General features: G+C 63.3%; 18 protein-coding genes. 9 read left to right on the top strand and 9 right to left on the bottom strand.

What is annotated here, in order from left to right:
- Positions 1-101 precede the first annotated feature (101 nt).
- The 3 genes from AB4Y40_RS30785 (at position 102) to yicI (ending at position 3373) form a co-directional block, all read left to right on the top strand.
- Complete coding sequence (locus AB4Y40_RS30785) at positions 102-317, top strand: hypothetical protein (protein ID WP_368691072.1); 216 nt, start codon at positions 102-104, stop codon at positions 315-317.
- Positions 318-621: 304 nt separating this feature from the next.
- Positions 622-1767 (top strand): hypothetical protein, encoded by a 1146-nt coding sequence (locus AB4Y40_RS30780; RefSeq protein ID WP_368691071.1) that lies wholly within the window; start codon positions 622-624, stop codon positions 1765-1767.
- 292 nt (positions 1768-2059) lie between these two features.
- The gene (gene yicI / locus AB4Y40_RS30775) at positions 2060-3373 is read left to right on the top strand and encodes an alpha-xylosidase (protein WP_368691170.1); all 1314 of its coding nucleotides are present in this window, start codon (positions 2060-2062) and stop codon (positions 3371-3373) included.
- A 72-nt stretch (positions 3374-3445) separates the two neighbouring features.
- On the opposite strand, the gene AB4Y40_RS30770 is transcribed toward yicI, so the two are convergent.
- Entirely contained in the window at positions 3446-3712 is a 267-nt protein-coding gene (locus AB4Y40_RS30770) for a DUF4148 domain-containing protein (RefSeq protein ID WP_069265932.1), read from the bottom strand.
- 191 nt (positions 3713-3903) lie between these two features.
- Positions 3904-4941, bottom strand: coding sequence for a diguanylate cyclase (locus AB4Y40_RS30765; protein WP_368691070.1), 1038 nt, complete (start codon positions 4939-4941; stop codon positions 3904-3906).
- 251 nt (positions 4942-5192) lie between these two features.
- Here AB4Y40_RS30765 and AB4Y40_RS30760 point away from each other — a divergent pair, with 251 nt between their 5' ends.
- On the top strand, positions 5193-6446 hold the full coding sequence (locus tag AB4Y40_RS30760) for a serine hydrolase domain-containing protein (RefSeq protein ID WP_368691069.1): 1254 nt from the start codon (positions 5193-5195) through the stop codon (positions 6444-6446).
- A gap of 134 nt (positions 6447-6580) precedes the next feature.
- On the opposite strand, the gene AB4Y40_RS30755 is transcribed toward AB4Y40_RS30760, so the two are convergent.
- The 4 genes from AB4Y40_RS30755 to AB4Y40_RS30740 form a co-directional block, all read right to left on the bottom strand.
- Positions 6581-7267, bottom strand: coding sequence for a type 1 glutamine amidotransferase domain-containing protein (locus tag AB4Y40_RS30755; RefSeq protein WP_368691068.1), 687 nt, complete (start codon positions 7265-7267; stop codon positions 6581-6583).
- A 72-nt stretch (positions 7268-7339) separates the two neighbouring features.
- Entirely contained in the window at positions 7340-7573 is a 234-nt protein-coding gene (locus tag AB4Y40_RS30750; protein WP_018442101.1) for a 4-oxalocrotonate tautomerase family protein, read from the bottom strand.
- 92 nt (positions 7574-7665) lie between these two features.
- Positions 7666-8376, bottom strand: a complete 711-nt coding sequence (locus AB4Y40_RS30745; RefSeq protein ID WP_368691067.1) for an SDR family NAD(P)-dependent oxidoreductase — start codon at positions 8374-8376, stop codon at positions 7666-7668.
- A 260-nt stretch (positions 8377-8636) separates the two neighbouring features.
- Positions 8637-9059 carry a VOC family protein gene (locus AB4Y40_RS30740; protein ID WP_368691066.1) on the bottom strand — a complete coding sequence of 141 codons (423 nt, stop codon included), beginning with the start codon at positions 9057-9059 and terminating at the stop codon, positions 8637-8639.
- Positions 9060-9327: 268 nt separating this feature from the next.
- Between AB4Y40_RS30740 and AB4Y40_RS30735 the strand changes: the two genes are divergently transcribed.
- The 5 genes from AB4Y40_RS30735 to AB4Y40_RS30715 all read left to right on the top strand — a co-directional run bounded on the left by AB4Y40_RS30735 (position 9328) and on the right by AB4Y40_RS30715 (position 14867).
- A complete protein-coding gene (locus AB4Y40_RS30735; protein WP_368691065.1) occupies positions 9328-9765 on the top strand; it encodes a MarR family winged helix-turn-helix transcriptional regulator in 438 nt (145 codons plus the stop codon).
- A gap of 88 nt (positions 9766-9853) precedes the next feature.
- Positions 9854-11416: a DHA2 family efflux MFS transporter permease subunit gene (locus AB4Y40_RS30730; protein ID WP_368691064.1), complete on the top strand. Its 1563-nt coding sequence runs from the start codon at positions 9854-9856 to the stop codon at positions 11414-11416.
- A 103-nt stretch (positions 11417-11519) separates the two neighbouring features.
- Positions 11520-11957 (top strand): MarR family winged helix-turn-helix transcriptional regulator, encoded by a 438-nt coding sequence (locus AB4Y40_RS30725; protein ID WP_368691063.1) that lies wholly within the window; start codon positions 11520-11522, stop codon positions 11955-11957.
- Between the two features lie 56 nt (positions 11958-12013).
- A complete protein-coding gene (locus AB4Y40_RS30720) occupies positions 12014-13537 on the top strand; it encodes an efflux transporter outer membrane subunit (RefSeq protein WP_368691062.1) in 1524 nt (507 codons plus the stop codon).
- Positions 13538-13571: 34 nt separating this feature from the next.
- The gene (locus AB4Y40_RS30715) at positions 13572-14867 is read left to right on the top strand and encodes an HlyD family efflux transporter periplasmic adaptor subunit (protein WP_368691061.1); all 1296 of its coding nucleotides are present in this window, start codon (positions 13572-13574) and stop codon (positions 14865-14867) included.
- Here AB4Y40_RS30715 and AB4Y40_RS30710 read toward each other — a convergent pair.
- The 3 genes from AB4Y40_RS30710 to AB4Y40_RS30700 form a co-directional block, all read right to left on the bottom strand.
- Complete coding sequence (locus AB4Y40_RS30710; RefSeq protein ID WP_368691060.1) at positions 14864-15148, bottom strand: LysR family transcriptional regulator; 285 nt, start codon at positions 15146-15148, stop codon at positions 14864-14866. The two genes, AB4Y40_RS30715 and AB4Y40_RS30710, sit on opposite strands and share 4 nt — an antisense overlap.
- A 70-nt stretch (positions 15149-15218) precedes the next feature.
- Positions 15219-15518: an ArsR/SmtB family transcription factor gene (locus AB4Y40_RS30705; protein WP_368691059.1), complete on the bottom strand. Its 300-nt coding sequence runs from the start codon at positions 15516-15518 to the stop codon at positions 15219-15221.
- A gap of 25 nt (positions 15519-15543) precedes the next feature.
- Positions 15544-16122: an AraC family transcriptional regulator gene (locus AB4Y40_RS30700; protein WP_368691058.1), complete on the bottom strand. Its 579-nt coding sequence runs from the start codon at positions 16120-16122 to the stop codon at positions 15544-15546.

The raw sequence follows: 16122 nt of genomic DNA, 5'->3' as shown, positions 1-16122 counted from the left end.
CTGATTCCGGCGCGCTTATATTCCTGGTGAATCAAACGGAGGTCAGGCTTTTCCCTGGCCTCTCTTTTATTTCTGGCGGCTTGATCTTCGAATGACCGCCAATGTCGCTTTCGACTTCACAACCGAACCTTACATGCGTGTCCCGTTCGCACGCGGCTCAACCGACGCCGCGTCAAACTCCGCATCTCGATGTGCCTTCGCATCAAAACCTCAACGACAAGCTGAAGCGCGCGCTTCAAGGCCATCGCGGCACGGCAGTGCAGGAAATGGCGCGGCGCAGCACGCCGAAATTCTTTTCCCGACCTGATCAATTCTGAGTTTCATTCCAGCAATAAAGGCGTGAACCGAAACTTACTGGGCGCGATGGTTCTATTCATCGACAAGTTTCTAGAGCCATACATGCATACGCGCTTTTAAATGGAAACGATCAATTTCTTTGCTGTGCATTATTACCGCTCCTTGCGCATTCTTACGTCCAGATCGAAGCCCGCCGTTCGGCCGCTTCAAGAAAATGGATGATGTGAGCCGCAGCGCGATGGCGATTCGTCGAGGCGCTCCCGCAGATTCCGAGAGGCATTCGCGTGTTGATCCACCTGTTCTGCTGCTCAAAGGAGCCGACTGATGAATAAACCCTTATTGGCCTTTCTACTCGCGGCGACGGTGGCCGTTGCCGGTTGCGGAGGATCGGACTCCTCCAGTTCCAACCCGGCGTCGGCCGCGGCCACGCCGTCCGCGCCCAAACTGCTCTCGAACATTACCGTGCCCAATACGACGAGCCCGGCGTTCAGTTTCGATATCGGCTATGTGGAAGCGGGCCGGTACTATCTGGCCGATCGCAACAACAAGTCCGTCGATGTCGTCGATACCAAAACGAAAGCGCTGCTCGCGCAGATTCCGGGCAACTTCACCGGTGCGGGCGCGAGCACCGATGCGTCCGGACCTGACGGCATCGTGGGCGTGACGGGAATGAATACGCTGTACGTAGGGGACGTCGATAGCGTGAAGATCGTCGACACGTCCGCGATGCAAACGGTCAAGACGATCCCCATCAGCACGTCGGGCTCGCGCGTCGATGAAGGCTGCTACGATCCCGACGACCATCTCGTCATGTTTGCGAGCCCCGGCGACACGCCGCCCTACGTGACCTTCATTTCGACCACGACGCAAACTGTCGTGAACAAACTGGTATTCAACGGCTCTTCAGGCCTGGAAGCCTGCGTGTACGATCCGGCCTCGAAGAACTTTCTCATCAACAACGACGGCACCACCGCCAACCCCGACGGCGAACTCGACGTGATCACCGCCAGTTCGGTCACGTCGGGCGCGCCTGCGGTGAGCAAGGCGTTTGCGCTCGGCAAATGCGGCCCCGCCGGCATTGCGCTCGGTCCCAACAGCGACGTGCTGATTGGTTGCGATCCTTCTGCGGGCGATCCGCTCATTACGCTGATCCTCGATCGCAATACGGGTACGCAACTCGCATCCGTGCCGTTCGGCGGCGTGGACCAGGTGGCTTATGATCCCGCGTCGAATCGCTACTTCCTGCCTGCGCGCCACTACGTCACGAGCGGCACCGCGGCGTCTTCGGGCTTTACCCCGACCATGGGTGTGATCGACGGCGCGACGCGCAAGCTCATTTACACCGTGGCGGTGGGGACAGGCGCGCACTCGGTTGGCATCGACAGCAGCCTCGGCGAGGTCTTCGTGCCGTACCAGCCCGGGTCGGCGGCATTCCCGAATGGCGGGATATCAGTGTTCTCGACACAATAGAGGCAAAGTTTCAGGCCCTGCCTGGCGCTCAGCCAGCGGACGTGAGGAACGTCCGCTGGCATTTCTGCTTCTTCGCCTTATTCGGCCTATCGCTGACTTACGGTTATGATGTTTCGCACCGTGCGGGCTCCGCGAGCCCGCACACATTCCAACATCATTCAACCAGCGCATGGGTATTCGGGAACTCCGAAACGTTTTCCGGATGATTCACCGGGCGAGCGGCTCGAATACTACGTGATCGACGGCCCCACGTCCAAAGCCGTGCTGGAGCGCTTCACGCAAGGCGCGCGGGCTGAAGATCTGCGTGTGGATCAATCCGTATATCGCGCAACCCTCGCCACTGTTCGCCGAAGGCATGGCGAAAGGCTACCTCCTGCGCAAGCCCAACGGCGACGTGTGGCAGTGGGACCGCTGGCAGCCCGGCCAGGGCATCGTCGACTTCACGAATCCCGCCGCGGCACAGTGGTATGCGGGACATCTGAGGCGTTTGCTGGAAATGGGCGTGGACTGCTTCAAGACGGATTTCGGCGAGCGCATTCCCACCGACGTGGTCTACCACGACGGCTCCGATCCGCAGAAGATGCACAACTACTACAGCTACCTCTACAACAAGGTGGTGTTCGACGTGCTGCGCGACGTGCGCGGCGAGGGCGAAGCGGTGGTGTTCGCGCGCTCCGGCACCGTGGGCAGCCAGCAGTTGCCCGTGCATTGGGGCGGCGACTGCAGCGCGACCTACGAATCGATGGCCGAGACGTTGCGCGGCGGCTTCTCGCTAGGCCTGAGCGGCTTCGGTTTCTGGAGCCACGACATCGGCGGATTCGAGCACACCGCGCCCGCCGACGTCTACAAGCGCTGGTGCGCGTTCGGGCTGCTGTCGAGCCACAGCCGCCTGCACGGCAGCAAGTCGTATCGCGTTCCATGGCTGTTCGACGACGAAGCCGTGGAGGTGGTGCGCCATTTCACCGAATGGAAGTCGCGCCTCATGCCGTACCTGTTCGACGCCGCGCAGCAGGCGGTCGATCACGGCACGCCGATGCTGCGCGCCATGCTGCTGGAGTTTCCCGCCGACCCAGCCTGCGAGCATCTGGACCGCCAGTATCTGCTCGGTGAATCGCTGCTGGTGGCGCCGGTCTTCAACGCCGCGGGCGACGTGGACTTCTGGTTGCCGGCGGGCCGCTGGACGCATCTGTTCACGGGCCGGCAGGTCGAGGGCGGCAGGTGGGTGCGCGAGCGGCACGGGTTTCTAAGCCTGCCGATTTACGTGCGGCCGAATACGCTGCTCGCGATCGGCGCCGAGGACCAGCGTCCCGACTACGACTACGCATCGCGCAGCGAACTGCATCTGTTCGAACTGGCCGATGGTGCGAGCGCGGCCGTGACGCTGCGCGACCAGCGCGGCGCGCGCGTGACACAGGTGAGCGTGACCCGGCGCGGCGATACGCTGAATGTGCGCTACGACGGCGTGAAGGGACCGCTACCGCTGACGCTGCGGCAATGGCCCGAACTGCGCGATGCCGGTGGGCTGAAGTCGCAAGCCGGGGAGTTGGGCGTGCAGGTGCAGTTACCGGCGGGTGACGGAGAGGTCGTGTTGCGCATTCAGGCTTAACAAGGCGCTACGCGAGGCGTTGCGGACGCCAGAAGGCAACGACTACAAAGCGCGGCTATTCAGCCGGGCAGCTTACTGCGCTGCCTGACCGGCTTGCGACGAACCGTTGTTCACGCCGCCCACTGCGCTGTTTTGCGCAGCGACGCGAGCTTCGGCAGCCTGAACGTTCGCCGGATATTCATTGGGGTTCGAACGTGCCGGATTGAAGCCGGCCTTTTCGACCTGGACCATGTCTGCACGGACTTGTGCGCGGGTCACGGGCTGGTTCGACTGGGCGAACACGGCAACGGGAGCGGCGAGGGCGGCAGCGATAACAACGGCTTGGACGAGCGATTTCATGACTAACCTCCAGATTTACTTTCTTCTTGAACTGCCTACAGGGTTGTAAGCAGCGGTGAAGTCAGTGTAGGAGGGTCAGGGACTAGGGTAAATACCTAATAGCCGAATTCACTGTTTCCGCCAGGAGAACAATCCGGGCACGACCGTGGCGCCAGCCCACCATTTCCCGAACGAGACGGGAGCGAGCGGGGTCAGACCATGCCGGGCACGACGCCGACCGTATCGACGAACTCGGTCTTGCCCATGCCGCGCGACTTGGCCCGGTACATGGCGCTGTCCACGGCGCGCATCAGGGTTCGCGCATCGAGCGAGCGGCTGCCGCTGCCTTCCGTGAGCAGGCACACGCCGATGCTGCACGACACGGTCACCGGATAGCCGCCCACGGTGCGCATGTTGGCGAGAATCGCGTGGATGCTGTTGGCGACGGTCAGTGCGTCGTTCTTGTCGTAGACGTGCCGCGCCAGCACCACGAACTCGTCGCCGCCCAGTCTCGCGAGCGTATCGCCGCGCCGCATGCGCCGCACCAGTGCCGCGGCGAAGCTGCGCAGCAGTTCGTCGCCCACCGCGTGCCCGAAGGAGTCGTTCACTTCCTTGAAGCCGTCGAGATCGACGAGCAGCATCGCCGTGCGATCGACCTCGGCGGTGCGCGTAAAGAGCGTGCGCCCGATGGCCTGCTCGAGACGCACACGGTTGTAGAGCCCGGTGAGCGGATCGGTCGAAGCCTGGCGTTCCAGCCGGTGGACGAGCACCGCCAGATAGATGGACGTCGCCACGATGCTGAGCGCAATGCCAAGCGCGGCCGTGATATTGGCGCCCCACCACGGTTGCCAATGCATCAGGCCCATGATGCCGACGAGCGCCACGACACAGGAAAGGCCCAGCATGCGCTGGCCATAGCGGCAGCCCGCGCCGACCAGAAACCAGAAGGCCACCCACAGGAGCGGCAGCGCGGCCGTTCCGCCCACGGCCAGCGCGCCGGTGACGATGGCCTGATCGGCGATCGTGGCGAGCGTGAGGCGCACGAGAGAGCGCGCTGGCGCGACGGTGACTGCCACATACGATATGACGCCGAACGCCACATAAGCGGTGACCGCCAGAAGCGTTGCGTAGACGTGGGTCGAGCGATAGATCGAGCAGGCAACGAGGTAGGCGAGAAGAACGACGGAACCGAGCGTGATGCGCAGTACGGCCTGCTCCTTCTCTGGGTCCTTCGGAAATGCACGAAACAACGCTTTCCCGGGCCAGGAATGTGTTTCCGTCTCGCCCATGGCAGCCCCCCGCTGTAATTCTGTATTTTGTCGCCCGGTAGTGTACCCCACACATACTGCGTGTCGAGGCGCTAAAAAAACGAAATTTCAACGCGCATGGCGCCGATACGCAATGCAATGCGACTTCGCGCCGAATGACCGATACTGTGACGCGCATCGCGTGCAATCCATCGGTTCCGAATTCGCTCGGTCAATCCATCAAAGGAGGCGTCATGGGTAGGGAAGGTCTGGAAAAGCAGGGTATGTCGTGTGAGCGGCTCGCGCGGATCGAACGTTTTCTCGACGAGAACTACGTTGCGACCGGCACGCTCGCGGGCACCGTCACGCAGGTGTGGCGGCGCGGCGAACTCGCGCTGAACTCGGTGCTGGGTCTCGCGGACCGCGAACGGCGTACGCCGATGGCCGAGGACGCGATCTTCCGCATCTACTCGATGACCAAACCCATTACGTCGGTGGCGATCATGATGCTGGTCGAGGAGTGCAAGATCGCGCTCGACGACCCCGTCAGCAAGTACATCCCGTCGTGGGAAAAACTTGGCGTGTACGCGGGCGGTTTCATGGACAGCTTCCAGACGCGCGCGAGCGCGCGCCCGATGCGCGTGGTCGACCTGTTGCGGCATACCTCGGGGCTGACCTACGGGTTTCAGCAGAACACCAATGTCGATGCGGCTTATCGCAAGCTGAAGGTGGGCGAGCTTGCGACCGCGGGCACGCTCGACGAAATGATCGAGAAGCTGGCCACGCTGCCGCTGGAATTTTCGCCGGGCGAGGCCTGGAACTATTCGGTTTCCACGGACGTGCTCGGCTATCTCGTCGGCAAGGTCAGCGGCATGGCCTTCGAGGACTTTCTGAAAACGCGGATCTTCGAGCCGCTCGGCATGGTCGACACGGCGTTTTACGTGCCGCAGGAGAAGGTGTCGCGCTTTTGCGCCTGCTACGCCATCGGCGCGCTCGGCTCGAAGGTCGTTGCCGAAAAAGGTCCGGAGCTGCAGGACGATCCTCACACGAGCCCGTATCGCGAGCCGCCCTCGTTCGTTTCGGGCGGCGGCGGCCTCGTTTCCACGGCGGCCGACTACATGCGCTTCGCGCGCATGCTGCTGCGGGGCGGCGAGCTGGACGGCGTGCGGCTGCTGGGGCCGAAGACCATCGCGCTGATGACCGCCAACCATCTGCCGGGCGGCGTCGACCTGCCGCGCCTCTCGCGCTCGATGTTCACCGAAGCGGCTTACGAAGGCGTGGGCTTCGGGCTCGGCTTCGCCACGACGATTGCGCCCGCATCCACGCTGATTCCGGGCAGCGCGGGCGACTTCTTCTGGGGCGGCGCGGCCAGTACCTTCTTCTGGGCCGATCCTCGCGAGGACATGATCGTGCTGTTTCTCACCCAGCTTCTGCCTTCGACTGCGTATCCGATTCGCCGGCAGTTGCGCACGCTCGTTTACAGCGCGATTACGGAGTGCGAACGCTGAGCAGCGCGTTTAGCGTGCGCGAGTGGCAATGAAAATATAAGAGGCCTGTTACCTGGATTTTGGCGGTTGTTGTGGGGGTTGGGGCGGCCCCCGAGCCGGGCAGCCGCCATTATCCTGCTCTCGAGGGCCGAGACTCAGTGACGCTTGCCCAGCTTCTCCAGCAGCGCCTTGGCGGCCGGCCCCGACGACGCGGGATTCTGCCCGGTGAGCAGCAGCCCGTCTTCGAGCACATACGGCTGCCAGTCGGGGCCCTTCGAATAGTTGCCGCCCTTCGCCTTGAGTTCGTCTTCGACGAGGAACGGCACCACCTTGGTCAGGCCAACCGCTTCTTCTTCGCTATTCGTAAAGCCCGTGACTGACTTGCCGTTGACGAGCGGCTTGCCGTTGGGACCCTTCACGTGCCGCAGTACCCCGGGCGCGTGGCAGACGAGATCGACGGGCTTGCCGGCTGCGATCGTTCGCTCGATCAGGCCGATAGAGTCCGGGTCTTCTGCGAGATCCCACATCGGGCCGTGGCCGCCGGGGTAGAAGACGGCGTCGAATGCGTCGTGGGCGACATCCTTGAGCTTTGCCGTGTTGCCCAGATCCGCCAACGCAGCCGGGTCGGCTTCGAAGCGACGCGTCAGGTCGGTCTGAAAGTCCGGCTCGTTGCTCTTGGGGTCGAGCGGAGGTTTGCCACCCTTGGGCGACGCGAGCACGATCTGCACGCCGGCGTCCTTGAACACGTAGTACGGCGCGGCGAGTTCCTCGAGCCAGAACCCGGTCTTGCGTCCCGTATTGCCCAGTTCGTCGTGCGAAGTCAAAACCATAAGAATCTTCATGACGTTCTCCTTGAATACGTACGTTTTCACAACGAATTGCGCTCGGCCCGCTCTCGAGCGGGCCGAGCGCGCTTACTTGATGAGTCCCTTCTGTCGTCGATAGACGTCGGTAGGCAGGCCACCCCATCCCCAGTTTTCCGTTGGCACTTCTTCGATGACGACGAAAGTCGCCTCCAGCGGTTTGTTCAGCACGTCGAGCAAGAGCTGGCTCACGCCCTTGATGAGCTGGGCCTTTTCTTCCGCCGTGACGGAATCCGTGCCGGGCCGCGTGCCCTCGCGGGTAACCTGAATTGTGACGATCGGCATTTCGCTTTCCTCGATGGTGATCGTTGCAAGGAGCGCTGGCGAGCGGCGCTCCCTCGTCGGCCCGGTGGGGCCCCGTGGAGCGCAGTGCGCCTTTAGTGGCCGGCGACCTGGCCGCCGTCGACGTGGAGGATTTCGCCCGTCACGAAGGGCGCCGAGTCGAGATAGAGGATCGCGTTGACGATGTCGCTCATCTCGCCCATATGCCCCATCGGATGCAGCGCGCCGAGTGCGGCGTGGGTTTCGGGCGCGTGCATCGGCGACTTGATGATGCCGGGCGATACCGCGTTGGCGCGAATGCCGCGCTTCGCGTACTCGATCGCCAGCGAGCGCGTGGCGGCGGCGAGACCGCCCTTGCTCAGCGAGGCCAGCACCGACGGCACGCCGTCGATCGCGTGATCGACGAGCGTCGTCGTGATCGTGACGACGTGGCCGCTCTCGTGCTTTTCCATCTCCGCGATTGCGAGCTGCGTGATATGGAAGAAGCCGTCGAGGTTGGTGCCCTTGATCGCTGCGTAGTCTTCCGCGGTGTATTGCGTGAACGGCTTCGCGATGAAAATGCCCGCGTTGTTGATCAACGTATCGACGCGGCCAAAGCGCGAGACAGCCGTTTCGATGACGCGGCGCGCCGTGGCCGGATCGGCGATATCGCCCGCCACTGCGACGAGATCGCTATCGTCAGTCTGTTTGATGTTGCGCGAGGTCGCGACCACCTTGTGGCCGAATGCGCGGAATGCCCTGGCCGCTTCGGCGCCGATGCCTTGCGATGCGCCGGTGATCACGATGACTTTAGGGGCTTGACTCATATGAACCTCGAAGTAAGTTGGACTCTGTTTTTGATCGGGCTTGCTGCTCCGATGACGACCAATTTACGCATCCATGCCCCCGGTTTGAATACAGGACGCGGACAAACAGTTGTGAGTCGCAGGAACAAATGACTGCAGGTTGGGCGTGACGGCGCGCAGCGAATGAACTTCATGCGAATGACGCCTGTTTCGCTTTGGATAACTGACTAAAGTGGTCCGGCCTGACCGCGTGAGCGCTCACACGCGGATCACTGCGAGCCTCAGGAGGCCTGCGTGCGCGGATCGTGGTCGAACTCGAGCCTGATTCCGCCCGGTTCGTACACCATGGTGTGGCGCTTCGGCCCTGGGCCGAGGTTCTCCGGCGCAAACTCGATTTTCACACCGGGCCAGGCGGTCACGCGCGAGAAGATGTCGTTGAGCGCTACCTCGCTGCCTACGCGCAAGGCAAGATGATGCAGGCCCACATGGGTCTTGCGGTCGAACTCGACGAGGCGGTTCGGATCGGTCACCTGCCAGAGCGTCAACATGACGTGACCGTCCGAGACGAACGCAGCCGGATAACTGGGCCTTTCGCCAACCTGTTTCCAGCCCAGGCAATTCACGAAGAAGTCACGCGTGAGATTCAGGTCGCGCACAGTCAGTCCGACATGATCGATGCCCAGCGTAAGCGGTTTGTCAGTCATGCTTCGATTCTCCTGAATAAAGAGTGCATCGATCCGGCGTTGCGCACTTCACGGATCCAATCCCTGCCGAAACAATATAGCTGCGAAGATCGGCGTCGATTTTCGCTTGCCGGTCACATCACTTTTTACACGGTGTATCGCGTCGCGCGCAGAAGGCGGTTGGGCGCTGCATCGAGGCGCCGGCCCGTCCTGTGCGCCCGCGGAAACTTCCTTGCACACATCTGCAATGTCAGATATAGTCCGCATCAGATATCGAGGAGGGCAATCGATGAGCGATCCCGTCAATGAAGATTTCGAGCGCACGCAGAAGCTGGTGTTCGTGCTCGGTCAGGCGCACCACCTGATGGCCACCGAACTCAGGGCAGGGCTCAAGGACGCCGGGCTGAACCTCCAGGAGCGCGGCATTCTGCTGACGCTGGCCGGCGGGAGCGCGAAAACGCCGGCGGCGCTGGCGAAGCTGCTTGGCGTCCACCCGGCCCGGATGACCCGCGTGCTGGACAAGCTCGAAACCAGCGGGCTCGTGGAGCGTGAGCGCAACGGCACGGACCGGCGCCTCGTGGACGTCTCGCTGACGCGGGAGGGCTGCGCGGTCGCGGCCCGCAACGCGGACGTTGCCCCCGGGGCCTGGAGCGAGCGGCTCTCGCACTTCTCGAAGTCCGACTTCGACGCCTTGAGCACGCTGCTTTCCAGACTGCTCCATGGCTAGGGCGGCGTTTTTTTTGCCCAATTATCAGACATGTCAGATAACTGCCCGTGCTTGACGGGACATTCGCATCCAGACGAGAGAACCTAACATGAATCCATCGACCAACCCAGGCGGGCCGGCCCAGCTGACTGGCGCGAAGTTCGCGCTCGGCACCTTCGCCGTGGCGCTTGCCACCTTTATGAACGTGCTGGATTCGTCGATTGCAAACGTCGCGATTCCCACGCTCTCCGGCAACCTCGGCGTGTCGATCGACGAAGGCACGTGGGTCATTACGCTGTTTGCCGCGGCCAACGCGGTGTCCATCCCGTTGACCGGGTGGCTGACGCAGCGCGTGGGCCAGGTCAAGCTGTTCGTCTGGGCGATCCTGCTGTTCGTGCTCTCGTCGGCAGCGTGCGGTATGGCCCCGAACCTGTTGACACTGCTCGTCGCCCGTATCGTTCAGGGCGCGGTGGCGGGGCCGCTGGTGCCGTTGTCGCAAGCCTTACTGCTCGCTTCGTTTCCAAAGGAAAAGAGTTCGAACGCGCTGGCGCTGTGGGCGATGACCGCAACCGTTGGACCGATCGCGGGCCCGGCGCTCGGCGGCTGGATCACCGACAGCTACAGCTGGTCGTGGATCTTCTATATCAACGTACCGGTCGGCCTCTTTGCCGCCGGCGTGGTCTGGGCAATCTATCGCGACCGCGAGACGCCGGCACGCAAACTGCCCATCGACAAGGTCGGGCTGATCTCGCTTATCGCGTGGGTCGCGCCGCTGCAGATCATGCTCGACAAGGGCAAGGATCTCGACTGGTTCAGCTCGCCGGTCATCTGGGTGCTCACGATCGTCGCCGCGGTCAGCTTCGTGTTCTTCCTGATCTGGGAATTGACTGAGGAAAAACCGATCGTCAACCTGCGGCTATTCGCCAAACGCAACTTCCTCGGCGGCACGATTGCGATTTCGGTCGCGTATGCGATCTTCTTTGCAAACCTCGTGATCCTGCCGCAGTGGATTCAGGGCTTTCTCGGCTACCGCGCGGTGGATGCGGGGCTCGTTACCGCGCCGCTGGGGATTTTCGCGGTGATCCTGGCCCCCGTGATGGGCAAGGTCATGCCGCGCTCCGATTTGCGGGTGCTAGCCACCCTGGCGTTCGTGGGCTTCGCCGCCGTGTTCTTCATGCGCGCGAACTACACGACCGGTGTGGATGCGTGGACGCTGATTCTGCCGACGCTGCTGCAAGGCATTCCCACGGCGCTGTTCTTCACGCCGCTCACCGGCATCATCCTCTCGGGTCTGCGGCCCGACGAGATTCCGGCGGCCGCGGGCCTGTCCAACTTCGCGCGCATTTTCGCCGGCGCCGTGGGCACGTCGCTCATGAGCAACGCCTGGAACGACCGCACGATCCTCCATCACGCCCGGCTCGCCGAGCAGACGAGCGTGGAGAATCCGGCTTTCACCGGCGCCATTGCGCACCTGCAGGCGACGCTGGGTGGCGGCATTCCCAAGGCCACGGCCTTTTACGCAACCTCGCTCAACGCGCAGGCCACCATGCTGGGGTTGAACGACATCTTCTGGATCTCGGCGGTGATCTTCGTCGTCATCATCCCGCTGATCTGGGTGACGAGGCCGGTCAAGGGCGGTGGCGCGGGCGCGGCAGCCGCTGGCGGACACTGAATGCTGCAGTTGAACCCGGTTCAGACGGCAATGCACTAGCGTGTTTATCTTGACAGTATCTGATAATGCAGATATTGTGCTGTTCAACACGGAGGATGTCGCGATGGACCACTATACGACGAAAAATTTCATGCTTACGGAAAGTGTCGGTTTCAGGATCGTCAAGGCGCGCAATGTGATCGTCGCGGAAATGGACGCGGCGCTCAAGGACCTCGAGATCACGGGCCAGCAAATGGGCATTCTGGTTTCCCTGATGCAGGATGTGGCGACCACGCCGTTCGAACTGTCGAAGTTGCTCGGCATCGATACGGGCCTCATGACGCGGATGCTGGACAAGCTGGAAACGAAGGGTCTGCTGGAGCGTTCCCGCGACGCAGACGACCGTCGTGTGGTCAATCTGCACCTCACGGCAAAGGGACTCAAAACGGCGGAGCAGATTCCGGAAGTCGCGCCGCAAGTGTTGAACGCACGCCTGCGCAAATTCACCAAGGCGGAGTTCGCCGAACTGAACCGCCTGCTTCGCAAGTTCGCAGACGACTAAACGGTGCGGCCGTGGTGCCGCGCTTTTTTTCGACCATTAATCTGATATGTCAGAAAATGAAATCTCAGACTTCTAGAGCAAGCATCGGTACCCGTACGCTGAAGCTGGGCGTATCGGCGATCGCAATGGCCACGCTGGCGGCTTGCGCCAACTACGCGGGCATCCATAGCGACAAGCAGATGGCCCAGCCGCAACAGTTCGAGACGGCGCAGAGCCTGCCGCAGGAACAGGGGCACTGGCCGTCCGCCGATTGGGTCGACCAGTTCGGCGACGCGCAGCTGAAGGCGCTGATTGCCGAAGCGCTGCAGGGCAGCCCGAGCGTCGAGCAGGCCAAGGCGCGCGTGGCCCAGGCGCAGGCCTATAGCGAAACCGCGAAGGCGGGCACGCTGCCGCGCGTGGACGCCAGCTACACGCTCACGCGCCAGCAGTTCAGCAGCACGGCGCTGATTCCGCCGCCGTATGCCGGTTCGTGGCAGACCGAAAACAAGGGGCTGCTCACCGCATCCTACGATCTCGATCTGTGGGGCAAGAACCGCGAGGCGCTGCGCGCAGCCGTCTCGGAGACGGCCGCGAGCGAGGCCGACGAGGAAGTGGTCAAGCTCACGCTGGATACCTCGATCTCACGCACCTACAACCAGCTAGCGCGGCTCTATGCGCTGCGCGACATCGCGCAGGAAGAAGTCACGCGCCGCGAGCAGATCGACCGCATCACGGCGGGCCGCATTGCCACGGGCCTCGACACGCAGGTGGAACGCAAGACCGCGCAGGCGAACCTGGCGACGAGCCGCTCGCGGGTGAGCGCGCTCGACGGCAGCATTCTCACGACGCGCTACCAGTTGGCCGCGCTGCTGGGCAAGGGCCCCGACCGCGGACTCGCGATCACGCGGCCGACGCTCGGCGTGGGCGACGAGGTGCGTTTGCCGGACAACCTGCCCGCCGACCTCGTGAGCCGGCGCCCGGATATCGTCGCGGCGCGCTGGCGCGTGGACGCGATCACGCACGAGGTCAAGGAGGCCAAGGCCGAGTTCTATCCGGACATCAACCTGAGCGCCGCGCTCGGTCTCGACGCGTTCGGCTTCGGCCGCTTCCTGACCGCCGCGAGCCGCACGGCGTCGGTCGGCCCCGCGGTCCACCTGCCGATCCTCGACGGCGGCGAACTGCGTGCGCAGTTGAAGGGCCGCTACGCCGAGTTCGACTACGCCGTGGCCGCCTACGACCAGACGCTGATTGGCGCGCTCAGCGGCGTGGCCACGCAGCTCGCGCAGATCCATTCGAGCGATGCGCAGCTCGTCGATGCCCAAACCGCGCAGCAGGCGGCACGCGACGCCGACCAGCTCGCGATCACGCAATTCAAGGGCGGCCTGACTAATCAGCTCACGGTGCTCAACGCCGACGTCACGGCACTGAACGCCGACGAAGCCATCGCCAACCTGAAGATGGACCGCCGCGACGAGCAGATCGCGCTGGCCTCGGATCTGGGTGGCGGCTATGTCGACACTTCGGCCGATACCGGTCACGGCGCCGACGTTGCCGCGCAACCCGCCCCTCAAGCCAATTCCGTCATTGCCGCCGCACGTTGAACGGCATGTTTGCATACCCGTCAGGAGAACTGAAATGAGCGAAACGATCACGACCGACCGCAAGCCGGTGGATCAACTCGACGAGAAGAAAGGCGGCGCGCAAGCGGCCCCGGCCAACAACGACCAGCAGGCCACGCCCCCGGGCCGCCGCAAGCGCCTGATCGCGCTGCTCGGCGCCGTGACGTTGATCGCGGGCGCGGCGTATGGCGCGTACTACTTCACGGAAGGCCGTTTTCAAGAATCGACCGACGACGCCTATGTGAGCGGCAATCTCGTGCAGCTCACGCCGCAGGTCACGGGCACGGTGGTAGCCGTCAACACCGACGACACGCAGATCGTGAAGCAGGGCGACCCGGTCGTGACGCTCGATCCGGCCGACGCAAGAATCGCGCTGGCCGATGCCGAAGCGTCGCTCGGCCAGACCGTGCGTCGCGTGAGCGGCCTCTATGTCAACAACGACTTCTATGCGGCGAACGTGGCGCAACGCGAATCGGACCTGGCCCGTGCCAACGACGATCTGCGCCGTCGCACGGCGGTGGCGGACTCGGGCGCCGTTTCTGCCGAAGACATCGCCCACGCGCGCGACGCGGTACAGGCCGCCCAGGCCGCGCTCGACGCCGCACGCCAGCAAGGGGCGGCGAATCACGCACTGACCGATCGCACGTCGGTCGAACAGCACCCGGACGTACAGGCGGCCGCCTCGAAAGTGCGTGCGGCCTGGCTCGCCTATGCACGTGATACCTTGCCCGCACCCGTGACGGGTTATGTGGCGCAGCGCCAGGTGCAGGTGGGCGAGCGCGTGTCGCCCGGCACGCCGCTGTTGGCGATCGTGCCGCTCGACGGCGTATGGGTGGATGCGAACTTCAAGGAAGTGCAGCTCAAGCACATGCGCATTGGCCAGCCGGTGACGCTCACTGCCGATGTCTATGGCTCGAGCGTGAAGTATCACGGGCGCGTCGAAGGCTTCTCGGCGGGCACGGGGAGCGCCTTCGCGACGCTGCCGGCGCAGAACGCCACGGGCAACTGGATCAAGATCGTGCAGCGCCTGCCGGTGCGTATCGCGCTCGATCCACGCGAACTCGCGGCGCGTCCGTTGCGCATCGGCCTTTCGATGACGGTGGATGCCGATACGCACGACGAATCGGGCTCGCAGCTCGGCGCGGCGCAAAACACGCGCTATCGCACCGACGTCTTCGCACAGTACGACGCGCAAGCCGATGGCGAGATCGAAAAGATCATCAAGCAAAACGAAATCGCTGCGGCTGCAACTGCGTCACAACCCTCGCCGCAACGTGTGGCTTCGCACGAACACAAGGCAGTCGCGGGCTAAGATTGTTTGGCGGCCCGGCTCAACGCTTGCGCATCCGCGGCAAGCGCTTTGGGCACCGCCTCGCGCAGGGAGTCCATGAACGTCTTGATCCTGGCGTCGAGGAACTTGCGCGAGGCGTGCACCGCATAGGCGGTCAGCCTCTGCAGACGCAATTGCGACTCGAGCTGCGAGACCGCCCGCGACGCATTGTTGGTTTGAATGTCCAGGCGCGCGGCCGCGCCCGTAAAGCTGCCTTCTTCCGCTATGCGGACGAAAATCCGCATCATGTCCAGCTTGTCCATTACGCATTTTCCACGGATAGATCTGCCTTGCACGCAACTACGACGCCAACTCGCGCCACGCCAGATTCTCCTATAAATGCAGGCGAATCTGTTCGGCAAAGGTCCGTATCACTTCTTCGTTACGTGAAAGAAACATCCATTGTCCGACTCGCGTCGAAACGAGCAGTCCCGCTTCGACCAGTACGGCAAGGTGCGCCGATACGGTGGACTGCGAGAGCCCGCTGCGCGCCTGGATGGCGTGTGCGGGTACGCCGTGGCCCAGATCGACGTGGCCCTCTGGAAAGGTGTCGGCGGGGACCTTCAGCCACGCGAGGATGTCGCGCCGCAGTGGATTGGCGAGGGCCTTGTGAATCCGGTTCGCGTCTATCATGGCGTTCCCTGTGCTCTCGCGTGCTTCAATGCGGCTGCATCAACAACGTTCTGGCGATGGTTCCCGCCGCGCTTTCCCCAAGGTCCTCCCGCACGACCGACAGCGCCAGATGAATGCCGGCGCTTGCGCCGCCCGATGAATAGAGGTTGCCATCCTTCAGGCAGCCGGGATTGGACATGACATGCACGCGTGGATGTTCGGCCGCGAGGCGCTGAGCATCGCGCCAATGCGTGGTCAGCCAGCGGCGGTCGGCAACACCGGCGCGCGCCACCAGGAACGCGCCGTTGGAAATGCAGGCCAGCCTTTGCGTGCCGGGCCCGGCGTCGCCGAGCCACGTCACGAGTTCGCGATGCTCACTCGACGAACTGACCACGGGAGACCCGGGCACCACGACGACGTCGAACGACGGGCGCGTTTCGAACAGGCATTCTGTGGTGCCCACCGCCGTGCCGTTGGAAGACGGCACGGGCCCAGGCGAGGTCCCGACGAGGTGCGGTTCATAAAACGCGCCGCCATACAGGCGATTCGCTTCGTGAAACACATCCATCGGGCCGCTCACCTCGAGCAGTTGAAAACCCGCATAGAGCATCATCGCGACACGCAT

Source organism: Paraburkholderia sp. EG287B (assembly GCF_040965595.1).
GTDB lineage: Bacteria > Pseudomonadota > Gammaproteobacteria > Burkholderiales > Burkholderiaceae > Paraburkholderia.
The sequence above is the reverse complement of the archived record's forward strand: the minus strand, read 5'-3'. Positions and strand labels throughout refer to the sequence as shown.